This window comes from Paenibacillus albicereus (assembly GCF_012676905.1).
GTDB lineage: Bacteria > Bacillota > Bacilli > Paenibacillales > Paenibacillaceae > Paenibacillus_O > Paenibacillus_O albicereus.
Genome location: NZ_CP051428.1, coordinates 2560647 through 2579622 on the forward strand (window position 1 = coordinate 2560647; position 18976 = coordinate 2579622).

At 63.1% G+C, this 18976-nt stretch carries 11 protein-coding genes; 2 read left to right on the forward strand and 9 right to left on the reverse strand.

The window, feature by feature from the left end; all coding sequences use genetic code 11:
• Window positions 1-56: 56 nt before the first annotated feature.
• The 8 genes from HGI30_RS11300 to HGI30_RS11335 form a co-directional block, all read right to left on the reverse strand.
• Window positions 57-1133, reverse strand: a complete 1077-nt coding sequence (locus HGI30_RS11300; protein WP_168907657.1) for a glycoside hydrolase family 11 protein — start codon at window positions 1131-1133, stop codon at window positions 57-59.
• A gap of 262 nt (window positions 1134-1395) precedes the next feature.
• A complete protein-coding gene (locus HGI30_RS11305) occupies window positions 1396-1767 on the reverse strand; it encodes an iron chaperone (protein WP_168907658.1) in 372 nt (123 codons plus the stop codon).
• Between the two features lie 23 nt (window positions 1768-1790).
• The gene (locus HGI30_RS11310; RefSeq protein WP_168907659.1) at window positions 1791-4049 is read right to left on the reverse strand and encodes an ATP-binding cassette domain-containing protein; all 2259 of its coding nucleotides are present in this window, start codon (window positions 4047-4049) and stop codon (window positions 1791-1793) included.
• 122 nt (window positions 4050-4171) lie between these two features.
• Window positions 4172-9874, reverse strand: coding sequence for a HAMP domain-containing protein (locus HGI30_RS11315; protein WP_168907660.1), 5703 nt, complete (start codon window positions 9872-9874; stop codon window positions 4172-4174).
• A gap of 207 nt (window positions 9875-10081) precedes the next feature.
• Window positions 10082-11518 carry a VOC family protein gene (locus HGI30_RS11320; RefSeq protein WP_168907661.1) on the reverse strand — a complete coding sequence of 479 codons (1437 nt, stop codon included), beginning with the start codon at window positions 11516-11518 and terminating at the stop codon, window positions 10082-10084.
• Between the two features lie 80 nt (window positions 11519-11598).
• Entirely contained in the window at window positions 11599-13236 is a 1638-nt protein-coding gene (locus tag HGI30_RS11325) for an RNA polymerase sigma factor (RefSeq protein ID WP_168907662.1), read from the reverse strand.
• Window positions 13237-13333: 97 nt separating this feature from the next.
• Window positions 13334-14521, reverse strand: coding sequence for an MFS transporter (locus HGI30_RS11330; protein WP_168907663.1), 1188 nt, complete (start codon window positions 14519-14521; stop codon window positions 13334-13336).
• A 143-nt stretch (window positions 14522-14664) separates the two neighbouring features.
• On the reverse strand, window positions 14665-15663 hold the full coding sequence (locus HGI30_RS11335; RefSeq protein ID WP_168907664.1) for a cation diffusion facilitator family transporter: 999 nt from the start codon (window positions 15661-15663) through the stop codon (window positions 14665-14667).
• A gap of 339 nt (window positions 15664-16002) precedes the next feature.
• Between HGI30_RS11335 and HGI30_RS11340 the strand changes: the two genes are divergently transcribed.
• Complete coding sequence (locus tag HGI30_RS11340; protein ID WP_168907665.1) at window positions 16003-17313, forward strand: hemolysin family protein; 1311 nt, start codon at window positions 16003-16005, stop codon at window positions 17311-17313.
• 57 nt (window positions 17314-17370) lie between these two features.
• On the forward strand, window positions 17371-18429 hold the full coding sequence (locus HGI30_RS11345; protein WP_168907666.1) for a hemolysin family protein: 1059 nt from the start codon (window positions 17371-17373) through the stop codon (window positions 18427-18429).
• Between the two features lie 87 nt (window positions 18430-18516).
• On the opposite strand, the gene ndk is transcribed toward HGI30_RS11345, so the two are convergent.
• Entirely contained in the window at window positions 18517-18921 is a 405-nt protein-coding gene (gene ndk, locus HGI30_RS11350) for a nucleoside-diphosphate kinase (RefSeq protein ID WP_168907667.1), read from the reverse strand.
• Between the last annotated feature and the right edge of the window lie 55 nt (window positions 18922-18976).

Sequence of the window (18976 nt, forward strand, 5' to 3'; positions counted from 1 at the left end):
GATCGCTCCGCAGCGGCTTGTTTTGGTCCTGAGCGGACCTGCGACCTGGACTCCGTTCAATTGATTTCCAAGTAATCCAAGAAGACGTCCCACGTCCCGTTGTCCGACGTGCAGACGAGCTGGATTTCCTGATTGCCCGTGCCGTGGCTCACGTTCGAGATCGTATAGACCGCCGGATAGCTGTCTCCGAAGTAGAACGTGCCCTTAGTCACGCCTCCGATCTTCAGGTCGACTCTCGCCATCGTCGAGTTGCTCGAAGCCCCGCGCAAGGAGAAGCTGTGCGTGCCGGTCGTGAAGTTCTGCGTGAATTTCACCAGATCGTTGTTGCCGTACAGCGCGACTCCGGTGAACGGCGAGCTGATGTTCGACGTGTAGGAGCCGCCCTTGGTCATGGCTTCGGCTTCCACCTTCGTGGCGGTTCCCGGCGTCCCTCCTCCGCCCCCGCTGCCGCCGATCGACAGCGTATGGCTCGTGACGTTCGCGCTGCCGCTGCTCTGGTACCCCTCGACCGTCAAGGCGACTTCGTACATCTTGCCCATCGTCATGCCGAGGCTTTCCCACTTCTTGAAGTGCTCGCTGACCGAGATCGTCCCTCCGGAACGCTTCGCCTGACGGACGCTCCAGTACTGCTTGAACGTCGCCGTGCCGATGATCGAAGGCTGGTTCACGCGCGTCGTCTCATAGATGTCGTACGTGCCGCCGTCGACCGAGATCGTTCCCTTGAACGTGCCGGTCGGGCGGTACGTGCCCCAATTGTCGACGATGTAGTATTCGACGAGCGGATCCTTCGTCCATCCGTATACGCACAGATACGAGTTGCCGCCGGGATTGAACGTCGCGTTGTAGTTGATGGAGATGGTTCCGATCTGGCCGTGCGTCTTGGTCGAATCGAACTTTTTGCCTTTGCGGAACAAGGCGTTGTTGATGCCGCTCCACTGGGCGCTGAACGTGCCGCCGCTGTTCAGCGTCATGCTCGTCGTGCCCGAGTCCTTCCACAGCTCGTAATCATAGCCGTCCTGCGTTCCCGTCTGGTTGGACGTGATGGTCGTCGCCGCATGGGCGACGGTTGCGGGCAGCGCGAGCGCCAGAGAGAGCATCAGCGTCAAGAACAGCTTGGTCCTTCCGCGTTTCATCCGATCTTCCTCCTTTGATGGTCATAGCGATGGGTCGAACTTGAGCCGGGCCGGTTTCGCTTGGGCAGCGAAACCTCGATCCCTCCTTTCTATTCCTAAGATTGTAAGCGGTTGCACAAGTGATTTTATCAAATGCCGTCTTCATCCGGCACCCGAATAAGTTTAGCTCCTACCCGAAAATGTTTAGGCATTTTCCAAAAAAAAGAAGCCGCGGCGAACCGCGGCTTACCTGGTGAACCGAATGCGATCGAACGTCTGAAGCCTATTTTCGCCAGAACGTCGTGCAGTCGGCCTTGTCCTCGATGTTGAAGGCGATCATCCGCTCCAGGAGCGGGAAGTCGACGGGCTGTCCCCACTTGAACCGGATCAAGCCTTTGGTGTGGTCATGCTTCGACTGGACGATCTCGTCCAGGAAGCGGTTCATCGTCGCCTCTTCAGGCGCGATGGCAAAGTGGCCCTTGGATGCGCTGAAGCCGACGATGAACGTATCGTGATCGGTGAACATCGGCTGGTTCCAGGCGATCTTGGGCTTCAGCTGCGGGAACGTATCCGCGACCCAAGCCAGCACCTCCTCCATCTCCGCCCGATGCTCAGGCCGGTCGATCTTCGCGAGGAATTCCTCGAATGCGTGCACGCGCTTCTCCTCCTTCGTTTCAGTCACTGCTGCAAGTAGCGTCCGGTGATCGACCGCTCCTCGCCGAGAATCGCGGAAGGCGTGCCTTCGAACACGACCTCGCCGCCCGAGCTGCCGCCGTCCGGCCCCATATCGAGGATCCAATCCGCCTGGCTGATGACCTCGAGGTTGTGCTCGATGACGATGACCGTATTGCCCGCGTCGACGAGCCGGTTCATGATGTCCAGCAGATGCCCGATATCGGACATGTGCAGCCCTGTCGTCGGCTCGTCCATCACATAGATGCTGCCTTTTTTATGCAGCTCGCTCGCCAGCTTGATCCGTTGGCATTCGCCGCCGGAGAGCGTGCTGAGCGGCTGGCCGAGCGTGATGTAGCCCAGGCCGACGTCGCTCATCGCCTGCAGCTTTCGCACGACTTCCTTCAGGCCGAAAAATTCCAGCGCCTGCTCGACGGTCAACTCCAGCACGTCCGCGATCGACTTGCCGTCCAGCTTGTACTCGAGCACCTCTTCCTTGAACCGCTTGCCGCCGCAGGCCTCGCACGGCAGCTTCACCGTGTCGAGGAAGGCCACGTCCGCGTAGACCACGCCGAGGCCTTGGCAGTTCTCGCAGGCACCCTTGGAGTTGAAGCTGAACAAGCCCGGGCTGACCTTGTTCGCGGAAGCGAACGCTTTGCGCACGTCGTCCATGATGCCGGTGTAGGTCGCCGGATTCGAACGCGTGGACACGCCGACCGCCGACTGGTCGATGACGATCGCATCCGGATGCTGCCGGAGGAAGACGTCATGGATGAGCGTGCTTTTGCCGGAGCCGGCCACGCCCGTCACGACGGTGAGCACGCCGGTCGGAATGTCGACGCTCACCTCTTTCAGGTTGTGCAGCGTCGCCTTGCGCACCGGCAGCGAGCCCGACGGCTTGCGCACGTCCTCCTTCAGCCGGAGCGGCCGCTTCATGAACGCCCCGGTCAGCGTGCCCGACTCCAGCAGGCCTTCATAGCTGCCTTCGTAGACGATCGTGCCACCGCGGCTGCCCGCGTGCGGACCGACGTCGACGATATGATCCGCGATCCGGATGACGTCGGGATCATGCTCGACGACGAGGACCGTATTGCCTTTGTCGCGTAGCTTGCGCAGCAGCTCGTTCAGCCGGTGCACATCGCGCGGGTGCAGCCCGACGCTCGGCTCGTCGAAAATATAGGTCACATCCACCAGGCTGCCGCTCAGATGCTTGACCATCTTGACGCGCTGCGACTCGCCGCCGGACAGCGTGTCCGTCTCGCGATCGAGCGTCAGGTAGCCGAGTCCGATGTCCGTCAGATGCTGCAGCCGTTCCGCCAGCGAGCGGACGATCGGCGCGGCGGCGGGATCGTCGATCTCCTGGACGACGCCGATGAGCCGGCTCGCTTCCATCGAGGACATGTCGGCGATGTTCAGCCCGTTGATCCGGCACGCCAGAGCAGCTTGGTTCAGCCTGGCGCCCCGGCAGCTGGAGCATGGACCTTCCACGATATATGGCGCGACGGCGCGCTGCGTGCGCTCCGACATCGTCTTGACGTCCCGCTTGATGTACTTGTTGGTGAACTTCTCGATGAAGCCCTCCACGGTCAGGTTCATCGTCTTGCCGCCGAACTGCACCTCGACCTTTTTCGCCTTGCCGTACAGCAGCTCGTCCCGCTCTGCCGGCTCGTACTCGTCCAGCTTCTTGTCGGGATCGAACGATCCGGATTGCAGCAGCATCGACCACTCCCAGCTGTCGACCGCGTAGTCGGGCAGCAGGATCGCTCCTTCCTTGAGCGACTTCGTCGTGTCGAGCGCCTTGTCCATATCGACGCCCAGCTTGCGCCCGAGCCCGCTGCACTCCGGACACATGCCTTGCGGATCATTGAACGAGAACCGATTCACCGGTCCGGCATGGGGCTGGCCGAGGCGCGAGAAGAGCAGCCGGACGATCGGCGAGATGTCCGTGATCGTGCCGAGCGTCGAGTGCGAGCCGCCGCCGAGCCGCCTCTGGTCGACGATGACCGCCATGCTCAGGTTCTGAATCGCGTCGGCGTCGGGCTGAGGAGCCTTGGGAAGGAAGTTGCGGACGAACAGGCTGAAATTCTCGTTCAGCAGACGTTGGGATTCGGCTGCGATCGTATCGAAGACGATCGAGGACTTGCCGGAGCCGGATACTCCGGTGAAGATCGTGATCTTCCGTTTGGGGATGCGGAGCGTGACATTCTGGAGGTTGTTTTCGCGTGCGCCTGAGATGAGGATATGCTCCTGGCTCGGAGGGTTCATGCATGACCGCCTTTCGATCGGGGATTGGATTTTTTGCAACTGTTCTTATCCTATCATGGCGGCGCCTCCGAAAAAAGGCCGAAAGGCCTGCCGCAGATGCCGCTGCGGCAGGCCTTGGCCTGTCATCCTTCTTGTCCCTTGTCCAGCCAAGTCCGCATCATCGACAGCAGCTGGGCGCTGTTGACCGGCTTCGTGATGTAGTCCGAGCAGCCGGCTTCCAGGCACAGCTCGCGGTCTCCCTTCATCGCCTTCGCCGTCAAGGCGATGATCGGCAGCGACTGGAGGCGCTCGATCGTCCGGATCGCGCGCGTCGTCTCGTACCCGTCCATGCCCGGCATCATGATGTCCATCAGCACGATCTCGATATCGTCCGCCGTCTCCAGATGGCGGATCGCATCCTGGCCGTTTTCCGCCGGGATCACTTTCATCTGATGCCGCTCCAAGATCGTCGTCAGCGCGAAGATGTTGCGGATGTCGTCATCCACGACGAGCACCTTCTTGAACTCGATCATTTCGTCCGAATTGTGCAGCTTGACCAGCTTGCTCCGCGAATCCGCCGGCAGGCTGTCCGCCTTGCGGTGAAGGAAGATCGACGTCGCGTCGATCAGCTGGGCGTCCGACTTCACTTCCTGGAGGACGGCCAGCTTCACGAGCTCGTCCCACTCCAGCTCCTCCTCCGCGGTCAGCTTCTTGTTCAAGCGGGCGACGACGGGCACGCGCTTGTTTTTGGCGTTTTTGTGCATCTCCCGGACGAATCGGATGAGATTCATGTCCGGCAGGCTGTTGTCCAGCACGACGCAGTCGATTTCCTTGGACGACAGCTGGCTCAGCGCCTTGCGCGCGGTATCGACGGCCGTGATCTTCAGGTCCTGGCTGTCGAGCAGCCCGAGGACGCGCTTGCGCTCCTCCGCCTCATGGACGACGACCAGGACGCTGCGCACCTTCTTGTCCGCGAACAGGCGGAGCTGCTCGAGCGCCTGCTCGAGCTCCTCGTTCGTCACCGGCTTGCGGAAGTAGTGATGCACGCCCTTTTGCAGCAGCTGCACCTCGTCCTCGTCCACCGTCATGACGCTGATCGGGATATGCCTCAGCTGGATGTCGTTCTTCAGCTGCTCCAGCACGAGCCAGCCGTCCGCATCTCCGAGATGCAGGTCCAGGGTGATCGCCATCGGCTTGTACGCGTGGACGAGCTCCAGCGCATCCGAGCCGCTGGGCGACAGGACCGTCTTGATGCCTTTCTTGCGCAGCAGATCGAGGATGATCGCATTGAACTTCTGGTCGTCCTCGATAATCAGGAACACCGGGTCTCCCGGTTTGATGTGGTCCCGATCGTCCACCAAGGCGTCCTCCGAGGGCCGGACGAAGCTGCTCCGGCGCTTCGGCGGCGGCGAGATGTCGATCACCTCCGGAGCGTGCAGCCTTTTCGGCTCCGGCTCGGGAGCTTCGGCTTCGGTCGGCAGGTAGAGATGGAAGACGCTGCCTTTGCCCGGCTCGCTCTGAAGCGCGATCTCGCCGCCGAGCATCTCGGCAATTTCCCGCGAGATGGCGAGGCCGAGCCCCGTCCCGCCGTATTCGCGGTTCGTGCTGCCGTCCGCCTGCTGGAACGCCTCGAAGATGATCCGCTGCTTCTCCTGCGGAATGCCGATTCCCGTATCGCTCACCGAGAAGCAGAGGACGGTCTTCGCCCGGTTCAACGTCTCGTTTTCCGGGTTCCATCCGCCGCCGGCGGTCATGATGCGCAGGATGATCTGGCCTTCCTCGGTGAACTTGAACGCATTGGACAGCAGGTTTTTCAAAATCTGCTGGAGCCGCTTGAAGTCGGTCATGATGACCGGCGGGACGCCGGCATCGACCTGAATCTGATACTCCAGCTTCTTGGCGTCCCCCATGTGGCGGAACGTGCGGTCGAGTCCGCCCGTCAGCTCCTCCAGGGCCAGCTCGCTGTAGTCCGGCGCGATCGTGCCCGATTCGATCTTGGACAGATCGAGGATGTCGTTGATGAGATGCAGCAGCTCAAGCCCCGATTCCTGGATCGTCTTGGCGAACTTGACCTGCACCTCGTGCAGGTTTTCGTCCGGGTTCTCCGCGAGCTGCTCGGCCAGCAGCAGCAGCGAATTCAGCGGCGTCCGCAGCTCATGCGACATGTTGGCGAGGAATTCGGACTTGTACTTGGACGTGAGCGCGAGCTGCTCCGCCTTTTCCTCGAGGAACCGCTTGGCTACCTCGACCTCCTGGTTCTTGCTCTCCACCTCCGCCTTCTGCAGCACGAGCAGCTTCGCCTTGTCCTCCAGCTCGTCGTTCGTGTTGCGCAGCTCCATCTGCTGCTTCTGCAGCTCCTCGGTGAGCGATTGGGACTGGATCAGCAGCTCCTCCGTCCGCTGGTTCGCCTGCATCGTGTTGATGACGATCCCGATCGACTCGGTGAGCTGATCGAGGAACGCGAGGTCGATGTCGCTGAATGCGCGGAACGAAGCCAGCTCCAAGATCGCGAGCACCTGATCCTCGAAGATGATCGGCAGCAGCACGATGTTGAGCGGGGTCGCTTCTCCGAGCGCGGACGAGATGACGACGTAGTCGCCCGGCACGTTCGTGAGCAGGATGCGCTGCTTCTCGATCAGGCACTGGCCGACGAGTCCTTGCCCGGAGCGGAACTCGTTGGACAGGTTCTTGCGGCTTTGGTAGGCGTAGCTCGCGAACAGCTTCAGCACCGGCTCGCCGGCGACCGGCTCGTTGATGTAGAATACCCCGTGCTGCATGGAGACGAGCGGCGCGAGCTCGGAGAGGATCATGCGGCTGACCGCGTACAGATCGCGCTGCCCCTGCAGGAGGCGCGAGAACTTGGCGAGGTTCGTCTTGAGCCAATCCTGCTCCGTGTTGATCCGGGTCGTTTCCTTGAGGTTGCGGATCATCTCGTTGATGTTGTCCTTGAGCGTGGCCACCTCGCCGGAGGCCGAGACGTCGATGGCGCGCGACAGGTCGCCGTTGGTCACCGCCGTGGCGACGTTCGTGATGGCGCGGACCTGGGTCGTGAGCGTGCTCGCCATGTAGTTGACGTTGTCCGTCAGATCGCGCCACGTGCCGGCCGCTCCCGGCACGCTCGCCTGACCGCCGAGCTTGCCTTCCGCGCCGACCTCCCGGGCGACCGTCGTGACCTGGTCGGCGAACGTCGCCAGCGTCTCGATCATGTTGTTGATCGTATCGGTCAGCTCGGCGATCTCGCCTTTCGCTTCCACCGTGAGCTTCAGCTTCAGGTTGCCGTTCGCGACCGCCGTCACGACCTTGGCGATGCCGCGCACCTGATCGGTCAGGTTCGTCGCCATGATGTTGACGTTGTCGGTCAGATCCTTCCAGATGCCGCCGACGCCGCGCACCTGGGCTTGGCCGCCGAGCTTGCCGTCCGTGCCGACCTCCCGCGCCACGCGCGTCACCTCGGAGGCGAACGAGTTGAGCTGGTCGACCATCGTATTGATCGTGTTTTTCAGCTCCAGCAGCTCGCCCTTGACGTCGACGGTAATCTTCTTGGACAGGTCGCCGTTGGCGACGGCAGTCGTCACGCCGGCGATGTTGCGCATCTGGATCGTCAGGTTGCTGGCCATGTAGTTGACCGTATCCGTCAAGTCCTTCCACGTGCCGGAGACGTCCTTCACCTCGGCCTGCGAGCCGAGCATGCCGTCCGTGCCGACCTCGCGGGCGACGCGCGTCACCTCGGAGGCGAACGTCGAGAGCTGGTCGACCATCGTGTTGATCGTAATCTTCAGCTCCAGGATCTCGCCCTTGACGTCGACCGTGATCTTCTTGGACAGATCGCCCTTGGCGACGGCCGTCGTCACGTCGGCGATGTTGCGCACCTGATCGGTCAGGTTGCGGGCCATGTTGTTGACGCTCTCGGTCAAGTCCTTCCACGTGCCGCCGACGCCCTTGACCTGCGCCTGACCGCCGAGCTTGCCGTCCGTGCCGACCTCCCGCGCCACGCGCGTCACCTCGGAGGAGAACATCGACAGCTGGTCGACCATCGTGTTGATCGTATTTTTCAGCTCCAGGATCTCGCCCTGCACGTCGGCCGTGATCTTCTTGGACAGATCGCCGTTCGCGACCGCCGTCGTGACGACCGCGATGTTGCGCACCTGGTTGGTCAGGTTGGAGGCCATGTAGTTGACGCTCTCGGTCAAATCGCGCCATGTGCCTGCGACGCCGCGCACCTGCGCCTGGCCGCCGAGCATGCCTTCCGTGCCGACCTCGCGCGCGACGCGCGTCACCTCGGAAGCGAACGTGGAGAGCTGCTCGACCATCGTGTTGATCGTATTCTTGAGCTCCAGAATCTCGCCCTTGGCATTGACCGTGATCTGCTTGGACAGGTCGCCCTTGGCGACCGCGGTCGTCACCTCGGCGATGTTGCGCACCTGGTCGGTCAGCGTGCCCGCCATGAAGTTGACGCTGTCGGTCAAGTCCTTCCACGTGCCGGACACGCCTTTGACGTCCGCTTGTCCGCCGAGGATGCCCTCCGTCGACACCTCGCGCGCGACGCGCGTGACCTCGGAGGCGAAGTTGCTCAGCTGGTCGACCATGATGTTGATCGTGCTCTTGAGCTGCAGGATCTCGCCTTTCGCGTCGACCGTGATCGTCTTGGACAAGTCGCCCTTGGCGACGGCCGTTGTCACCTCGGCGATGTTGCGCACCTGGTTGGTCAGGTTGGACGCCATGTAATTGACGCTCTCCGTCAAGTCGCGCCAGGTGCCGGAGACGCCCTTGACGTCGGCTTGTCCGCCGAGGATGCCCTCCGTGCCGACCTCCCGGGCCATCCTCGTCACCTCGGAGGCGAACGTGGACAGCTGGTCCACCATCGTGTTGATCGTAATCTTCAGCTCGAGGATCTCGCCCTGCACGTCGGCGGTGATCTTCTTGGACAAGTCGCCGTTGGCGACCGCCGTCGTCACGACCGCGATGTTGCGCACCTGGTTGGTCAGGTTGGACGCCATGTAGTTGACGCTCTCCGTCAAGTCGCGCCACGTGCCGGAGACGCCCTTGACATCCGCCTGGCCGCCGAGCTTGCCTTCCGTGCCGACCTCGCGCGCGACGCGCGTCACCTCGGAGGAGAACATCGACAGCTGGTCCACCATCGTGTTGATCGTATTCTTCAGCTCGAGAATCTCGCCCCGCGCGCTGACCGTGATCTGCTTGGACAGGTCGCCGTTCGCGACCGCCGTCGTCACCGCCGCGATGTTGCGCACCTGATCGGTCAGGTTGGACGCCATGTTGTTGACGCTCTCGGTCAGATCCTTCCAGGTGCCGGAGACGCCCTTGACGTCCGCCTGTCCGCCGAGGATGCCTTCCGTGCCGACCTCGCGCGCGACGCGCGTCACCTCGGAGGCGAACGTGCTGAGCTGGTTCACCATCATGTTGATGTTGCTGGCCGTCCTCTGGAACTCGCCGGTCAGCGGCCGGCCTTCGATCTCCAGCTCCACCTTCTGCGACAGATCGCCCTTGGCGACCGCATTGATGACCCGCACCATCTCGCTCGTCGGCTGGATCAGATCGCTGACGAGGCCGTTCAGGGAATCGGTCATCGTCTCCCAGGAGCCGCCTTGGTTTTTCTGGGCGAGCCGGCGCGACAGGTTGCCTTCCTTGCCGACGACGCGCGCCACCGTCTCGACGTCGTGCACGAGGCTTTCCTGGATGTCCATGATTTCGTTGAACGTATCGGCGATCTTGCCCGCTACGCCCGTCCGGTCGTACGGCATCCGGTAGGAGAAATGGCCCTTCTTCAGAGCCATCAAGGCGTTGAGCAGCTCTCCACTGTCGAATTGGTCTTCAAGATTCTCCTTCATGCTCTCGCCCCTGTCCCTTTTCTCTGGCATCGCGACCCGTTCCAGGCATCTGCATGCAGTCAGAGGTAATACTCTGATTATATCGATGATTGTCCGAATTTGATATATGCGCTGCGAGCAGATGAGCCTATTTTAATGGGAAGGAAACCGTCGGACATGAAAAATCCGACGGAAGCGAATTCCGTCGGATGAAGGGGGTTGGCGAGGCTAGGCGCGTCCAGAAGGCGGCGCGCTGCCTGTCTTCAGCGAGGCGGACCGCACCGTCACCGCGCTTCCGTCCTCCGCGCCGATTCCGATCCGGACGCCGCCGCTGCCTAGAGCTGCCTCATGCTCCAGCACGAGGCGGCCGTTCACGGACAGCTCCATTCGGTCAGGGAATGCCGACCAGGCAATCTCGGCTTCTTCGCCGGCCGGCCAAGCTCCATGTCCGTCCGCCCATGCTTCCTTGCCGCTCGAAGGGTCGATCAGGCATAGCTGGCCCCCGCTCGTCAAGCGGACAGCCGGTTTGCGGCCGACATACAACGCTGCGGATCCGGTGAAGCTGAACAGCCGGACGATCAGCGTGAACGGGACGGGTACCGTCTCCGAGGTTTTGGCGCAAGCCAGTCCCTCCCCGGCAAGCCATAAACCGTCCGGCAGCAGCCGCGGATGGCAGGCGGGATCGACGATCAGCTCGCCGCCGCCCGCGAGCGGATACCGGACCGTCTCCGGCTCGTCTTCCAGCGGCTGGACCGAGACGGAGCGGATAACGGCGCGTCCCATCGCTGCGCTCAACCCTACCTTTCCTTCTCCGTCCCCGAACCAGCCTTCTTGACGGTGGAATAAGGCGCCATTGACAGAGACCTCGACGGAGCGCTCGCGAATCGTCCAGACAATCGTACTCCACTGTCCCAGGGGCAGTCCGCCTTTGCCGGCGAACGAGAAGCTTTTGCCGTGGACGGGATGGGTAAACAGGAAGTCGCGTCCCGTGCCTGCGGCGCCCATCTCCTGCGGCGACCCGTAATTGAAGACGATGGACCCGTGCAGGCCGAAAGCGAGGCTGAGCGAGCCGACATCGAGGCGGACGTCGGCTTCGATGCGGAGCGGCAACCGGTATGCCTGCTCCGACGATGCGTGTCCGGCAAGCGCCAAGCCCTCTGGACCGATCTCGGCCAGCACGGCGCCTTCCGTCGCGCGCAGCCGCAGTCCCCCGGCGTCATATACGACCGGCTCTGTCCCATGGCCGGCCTCCGGCGCGGATTCTTCCGTGCTTCCCGGATCCCCGCATACCATCAGCGTATTCCCGTCAGGATCGCGAAACGTAAAGAAGGACATGCCGGGAAAATCCATGATGCCGCTGGACGTTTCGATGCCGAGCTCCGACACATGCCGCCAAGCGGCGCGTACGTCAGCGGAGTTCAGCATGAGAAGCGGCCGCTGCGTTTGATCCTGGCCGCGGTCATAGCCGTTCTGGTCGAGCACGAAGTCGGAGCCTCCGTCCATCGCGATCGCATGGACCTTGTCGGTGCATCCGGATCGCTCCGGCATGCCGAACAGCCGATGATACCACGAAACGGACCTTTCCATGCTGCTGACATGGATGAAAACGCCGCCGATGCGGTTGCGTACCGGATGATCGGCCGATGCTGGGATAGGGGTTGTCATAGGAATCTCTCCTTCGTCGAGGTGCAGGATGCGGGCACGAAACCGGCCCTGCTCTATGGATGCAGCGCAAGGGTCAAAGCTTACCTTTCGGCTGAAAAAAAAGGATGCCAGAGCCATGCGGCCTCGTCCAGAGCATCGGCCGCCTGCAGGTCCGAGGCCGCCGCACGCGCAAGCAGCCTGGCGGCATGGCCAGTAGGACCCGGTGCGCTCGTATCGCCGCCGAAAGGCAGCGGGAACAGCCGAGCCGCTTCCTGCCAAGCCTGGGCTGAAGCGCGGATATGCCGCAAAGCTTCCTGCAGCGCCGGCCGGGCGTTTCGCGGCACTGTCCGGCCGAACCGCGCTCCGCTCGGGGCCCGCTCCAAAAATGCGGCCGCATGGCCTCTCGCCTCCGCCATCACCGCCAGATGGTACGATGCGCTGAGCGGCGAGGAAATCCGCCTTTGCTCAAAGGCCTCGATCCATAGCCGATACGCCTGCTGTCCGGAGACTGTCTCTGCTTGGCCGGCCGGGTCGCCGGGGCTTCCTCGCAGCCGGCTTGCCGCCAGCTCCAGCACCGGCAATAGGCTCTCGCTGCGGGAACCTACGTCTGCTTCAGCGGCAGGCCAAGACGAGAACCATTCCGTGTCCCGTCTCCCACGCCCCAGCCGCGCGTAGGGAATCCGCTTGCCGCTCATCGTCGTGTCCGTGGCGATCCAGCACCGCAGCGTGTCGTCGTATCCCGTCACAAGGCCGAACTCCGCGTTGCCTGCTCCCCAGACGATGACCGCGCGCCCGCGGTCGAGCGCCTCCTTCCATTGCTCAAGCTGCTCGGCCAGCTGCTCCGGCCGATCCAGCGAGGCTCCCGGACCGCCGAGCGTCCGCCCGGACAGGCCGAGATGGCTCCAGCCGTCTCGGACCGATCGTCGCCAGTCGTACGCGTACGGTCCGCTGATGCCCAGATCGGGCGTCGTCTGGAACCGGAACGAATGCCCCGTCGCCGCGAACACGTCCGACAGGGAGATGCCGCGCTTGCCGGCGGTCCATGCCGACGCCAGCATCGCCCAGCAGAGCGTGTCGTATGCGCCGCCCGGCATCCCCGCGCTCCCTTCCATCGCATGCCCGTACGACGGCCTGTTTCTCCTCCGCCTGGCATCGGCGCTCAGTCGCGCCTCTTCGTCGAACCATCCATCCGCGAGCTTGGCCCGCGCGCGAGCCAGCGCCGTATGCACGGCGCCGCGAGAGAGGCCGAGCCGGCGGCCCGTCTCCTCGGCAGACAAGCCGGCTAGCAGCTGCAGCGAAGCGACCTGCCGCTCCCGCTCGCCGAGCCTGGCGAGCAGATGCTCCGTCTGGCGCACGGCTTCACGGCCGGCCGCCATCAAGGAAGGCTCAGCCGAGCGGACGGCGGCCGGTTGAGCCGGTCCCTCCTCGGGCAGCGGCTCCGATCGGGCCGCGCGCCGATTCTCGGAGGAGCGCAGCTCCATGAGCGCCCGATTGCGAACGATCTTCCGTAACCAGGGCAGTAGGCGCGAGGGGTCCTCCAGCCGTCCGATGTGTCGAAAAAGCTGCAGCAGGGACTCTTGCACCACATCCTCTGCCGCCTGACGATGAGGAACGATGCGTCCCGCCCATCGGAGCATATCGGCTCGATGCCGGGCAATGAGCTCGTGCCAGGCGTCAGCTTCTCCTTGACCCGCTCTGCGGATGAGCTCGATGTCTCTGCATCCCGTCTTCCCCGTCATGATCTCTCCTCCTTCAATAAAAAGGCCCGGCCGAACGGCCGAGCCTTCCACTGGCAAACGAGTCCGCCAGACTGCTCATGAACCGGGAGCGGGATCGTCAGGAGGCTCTCGCGGCGATCCGAGCGTTCAGCTTTTCCGAGCAGAGCCACATCGCTGCTGCGCACAGCAGCAAGTAGCCGGGCAGCAGGCTGATCGTGAACGTGCCGGCCAGCAGGCCGAACAGCGGCGGCAGCAGCGTGCTGCCCGTATAGGCGACGGCCATCTGATAGCCGATGATCGTCTGCGCTGGGCCCGGGCCGAAGCGGGACGGCGTCTCATGCAGCATGCACGGGAAGATCGGCGCCAGGCCGAGGCCGATGACGATGAAGCCGGCGAGGGAAAAGACCGGCAGTAGCGGCGCGAGCAGCAGCGCCGTGCCGGCGAGGGCGAGCGCCTGGCCGCCGCGGATGAGCGACCGGTTGCTCATCCGCAGCGTCAGGAATCCGGTCAGGAACCGGCCGACCGTAATGCCTCCATAATAGAAGGAAATCCATTTGGCCGCCTCGTCGGAGGCGAAGCCTTTGGTGCCGACGAGGTAGCTGCTGCCCCATAGGCCGAGCGTCGCCTCTACGCCGCAGTAAAAAAGGAACGAGCCGAGCGCGAGCTTGACGCCCGGGAGCCGGATCGGCTTCGCCGCCGCTGCGGAGGATTCGGCTCGCGCTCCGGCGTCTCCCTCGCCGACGTCCCCCTTGCGGGCCCGGGCGACCTTGTTCCATAGCGGCAGCGACGCGAGCAGCACGGCGACGAGCCCCAGCTGGAGGTACCCGACCGTGGCGTATCCTTCGCGCCAGTCCCCGCCCTGAATCGCCTGGGCCATGATGACCGGGCCGAGCGTCGCGCCGACGCCCCAGAAGCTGTGCAGCCAGCTCATATGCCGCGCGGCGTAGTTGGCGGCGACGTAATGGTTCAAGCCGGCATCGACGGCGCCCGCTCCGAGCCCGAGCGGCACCGCGAACAGCGCGAGCCATCCCCAGCCGGGCGAAAAGGCGAAGCCGAGCAGCGCGAGCGCGGTCATCGCGACGCTGGCCGACGTGACCGCTCCCGTGCCGAAGCGGCCGATGAGCCGGCCCGTCGCCAGGCTCGAGAGGATCGTGCCGACCGTGATCGTCATCGACAGCAGCCCCGCCGCGCCGAGCGGAGCTCCCATCGGACCGTGCATCGCCGGCCAGGCGGCTCCGAGCAGCGAGTCCGGCAGCCCCAGGCTGATGAACGCAAGATAGATGAGGAGCAGAAAGAATGTCGCCATGATGGTCTCCTGTCGGCAATAGATTCGTGAAGCTTCATTCAGTTTGAACCGACTCTTCTCCGGATATCAAGCTTTTTTTGCCAACGCGTCCAAAAGAGCCGCTTCCGCTGGCTGCGGAAACGGCTCTTGCTCAGCTGCATAAGTCAGGACTTGCCGGTCCCATCCGGGACGGGCTGCCAGCGCTGGATGCCGTCATCCTCCACGATGCCGAGATTGACGTCGACGATGTTCGTGTCGGCCATCAGGCTGTCGCGCACGCGGTACTTGATGTCGTCCGCATCGGCGAGAGACAGGCCGGAGACGAGCTCGATCGTCCCGTCCACATGATAATAGCGGCCTTCCTGGATGATCCGCAGCTGGAAGATGTCCGCCACCTGCGGATCGGCGATGATGATAGCCGCGACGCGCTCCTCCACGTCCTTGGGCGCGGCGACGCCGATCAGGCCCACCATGTTGTCGTATCCGACGCGGAAGGCGACGCCAACCATCAGGAAGCCGATCAGGATCGAGGAGATGCCGTCGAGCAGCTCGAAGCTCGTCAGGGAGGTGACGACGACCGCGATGAGCGCGAGCAGCGCGCCCGTCGTAGCGACGAGGTCCTCGTAAAAGACGAGGCGCGTGGGCGGCGCGGCCCGGCCGACATTGCGGAATGCGGCGGAGACGACGGCCATCCCCTTGGCCTCTACCCTTGCCTCATGCGTAATTTCCTTCATCGCCTTGATGAGCACCAACAGGTCGACCGCGAGCGACAGCAGCAGCACGCCGACATTGAGCCAGAAGCCTTTTGATTCCGAAGGATGCCTCAGCAGCTCGAAGCCTTCATGGATCGTCTCGTACGCCATGATCGTCACGACGAGCACGGCGATCATGCAGAAGATGTTGATGACCCGGCCGAATCCGGTCGGGAATCGCTTTGTGGGGCTCTTCTCGGCGAGCACGCTGCCTCCGAAGACGAACGCCTGGTTGATCGCATCGGCGATCGAGTGCATCATCGAGGCGAACATCGCCCCGCTTCCTGTCGTCGCGGCTGCGATCCCTTTTGCGATCGCGAGGCCGGTGTTGCCGACGGCGGCCGTGCCCGACGAGGTATTTCCTTTCTTGACTAGCTGCCAGAAACCCGGCTGTTCCGCAGTGCTGCTCATCGGTTCCTTTACCTCCCAAAATTTTCAGACTGAGCGATTATACGCCGGCTCATGCGCAACCGGTTCATAAAATTGTCACAAAAAATTTTAACCCGAAATCGTCCTCTTTGGAACAAGATGTTCCTCGTTTGGTTAAAAAGAACTTGAACGGGATATAGTAGCCGCATCCCTTCCCGTGTTTGAACAGTGTGTGAACGCTTCAGAAATAAGGGAACAGAAGGCGGCTCGGACTCGTAGAACGACTGTGCTGCGACTCTCTGGGCGCGCGAACGCAAGGAGCGCATGCCGCTGCTTTTCATTTGAATGGGAGGTGAATCCCTCGCCTATGAGGGAAAGAACGTGGATGCTGTGACCGCCGTCAACTTATTGATTCTGGCCCTATTGATCGTTGCTACCGCCTTTTTTGTCGGCTCGGAGTTCGCCGTCGTCAAAATCCGGATGTCCCGCATCGACCAGCTGATCGCGGAAGGCCATCCGAAGGCTCCCGTCGCCAAAAAGGTCGCGACCGATCTGGACTACTATCTGTCCGCCTGCCAGCTCGGCATCACCGTCACCGCGCTCGGACTCGGCGCGATCGGCAAGCCCGCCGTCGAGAATCTGCTCATGCCGGTGTTCAACTGGCTGGATCTGTCGGCATCCGCCGCATCCGCCGCTTCGTATGCGATCGCGTTCATGCTGGTCACGTTCCTGCATGTCGTCGTCGGCGAAATGGCGCCAAAAACGCTCGCGATCCAGTTTTCCGAAAAGATGACGCTGCTGCTCGCCGGCCCGCTCTACTGGTTCGGCAAGCTGATGTACCCGCTCATCTGGGCCTTGAACGGAACGTCCCGCCTGCTGCTGCGCAGCGTCGGCATCCAGCCGGCCGGGCACGAGCAGGCCTACACGGAGGAGGAGCTGCGGCTCGTCCTCGCCCAAAGCTCGGAGGGCGGCGAAATCCGCGCCGAGCAGCTGGACTACCTGGACAATGTGTTTTCCTTCGACGAGCGCACCGCCAAGGACGTCATGGTGCCCCGCACGTCGATCGTCGCGATCGACAGCGCGATGGAGGCGGACGCGATCATCCGCCTGCTCGACGAATCCAACTATACCCGCTACCCCGTCATCGAGGGGGGCAACCGCGACCGCATCCTCGGCGTCGTCAACGTGAAGCGGATGCTTCCGCATATCGTCGCCGGGCGCCCGCTGAAGCTGCAGGCGTTCCTGCGGGACGTGCCGTCCGTGCTTGAAGTGACGCCTCTGCAGGAAGCGATGAAAAAGATGCAGCAGGAGCGCATCCATATGGCCGTCGTCATCGACGAATACGGGGGCACCTCCGGCCTCCTGACGATGGAGGACATCCTCGAGGAGCTCGTCGGCGAAATCCGCGACGAATTCGATGCCGACGAGATCGCCGACATCCGGCCGCTCGGCGAAGGCGAATACGAGGTCAGCGGCCTCGTGCTGCTCGATGAGCTCGAACAGAGGTTCGGCCTGCGCTTCGACGAGCAGGAAGAGGTCGATACGATCGGCGGCTGGATCCGGCTGCATGCCGGAGAAGCTCCGGCCGCAGGCGACCGGATCGAAAAGGCCGGCGCCGTCTGGACGGTCGCCGAGACCGATCCGTTCCGCATCACGCGCATCAAGCTGAGCCTGCCTTCTTCGACGGAGTAAGGCTGCGCTTGGAATCGATAAAATGGAGGTGAATCCCTCCTGCTGGAGGGAATCCGCTTGGATGGAATCATTGGCTTGAATCTCTTTTTGGTGGCGGTATTCATCGGCCTTACCGCCTTTTTCGTCGGAGCCGAATTCGCGATCCTCAAGGTCCGCATGTCGCGCCTCGACCAGCTCGTCGCCGAAGGCAACAAAAAGGCGGTCAAAGCGCGCATGGTCGCGGCGGAGCTCGATTACTACCTGTCCGCCTGCCAGCTCGGCATCACGATCACCGCGCTCGTGCTCGGCGCGCTCGGCGAGCCGACCGTAGAACGCATGCTTCACCCGCTGTTCGAGCGGTTCGACGTGCCTGCGGCCATCTCGACCGTGCTCTCGTACGCGATCGCCCTGTCCATCATCACCTTCCTGCACGTCGTCATCGGCGAGCTCGCTCCCAAGACGCTCGCGATCCAATATGCCGAGAAGATGACGCTGCTGCTCGCCGGCCCGCTCTACGCGTTCGGCAAAGTGATGTACCCGATCATCGTCGCGCTCAACAACTCCGCCCGCCTGCTGCTCCGCCTGTTCGGCGTCAAGCCGGCCGGTCACGATTCCGTGCACTCCGAGGAGGAGCTGCGCCTCATCGTCGCCCAGAGCTATGAGAGCGGCGAGATCAACCGCACCGAGCTCGACTATCTGAACAATCTGTTCGCATTCGACGGCCGCAAGGTCGGGGAGATCATGATTCCGCAAGCGTCGATCGTCTCCGTCCCCGGTGACCAGCCTCCGGAAGCGCTGCTGGAGCAGCTGGATCGCCACGGCTATACCCGCTATCCGGTCGCCGCGCCGAGCGGCTCGGGCTATCTGGGCTACATCAACGCCAAGGAGATGCTGACGGGCATGGCCGCCGGCCGGCATGCCGGTCTCGACAAGCTCCTGCACCCGCTCCCCCGCTTCAAGGAGAGCGCCTCGATCCGCGACGTCATGATCAAGATGCAGCAGAGCCGCGCCCATATGGCGCTCGTCATGACCGATGCCGGAGCCCCGGCCGGCCTCGTGACGCTGGAGGACATCCTGGAGGAGATCGTCGGCGACATCCGCGACGAATCGGCTGGACAGCCCTTGACCGCTCTCTGAACGGACGCTGGATAAAAGGAGAAGAAGCCTCGCGCAGAATGCGCGAGGCTTCTTTCGTGTGCCTATCCTCGACTGCGGAGCCGACGCTCAGCGGATGAAGAAGCGTTCGATCTCGATGCGGGCGTTGTCGATGGAGTCGGAGCCGTGGATGACGTTCTCCGACACGTCGAGGCCGTAATCGCCCCGGATCGTGCCGGGCGCGGCATCCGCCGGATTGGTCGATCCGATCAGATAGCGGGAGTTCTTCACCGCCGCCGTGCCCTCCACGATCATCGCGAACGAAGGGCCGGACGTGATGTAGTCGACCAGCTCGCGGAAAAACGGCTTGGCTTCCAGGTGGCCGTAATGCTCCTTGGCGGTCGCTTCGCTCACTTGAACCAGCTCCGCCTTGACGACGGACAGTCCCTTCTTCTCGAAGCGGGAGACGATCTCGCCGATCAACCCCCTCCGAACCCCGTCGGGCTTGATCATGACGAATGCTCTTTCGCTCATCTGCCTTCCTCCTTCTGCTTCCTGCTTCAGCATACCCGACATGAGGCCATGTCCG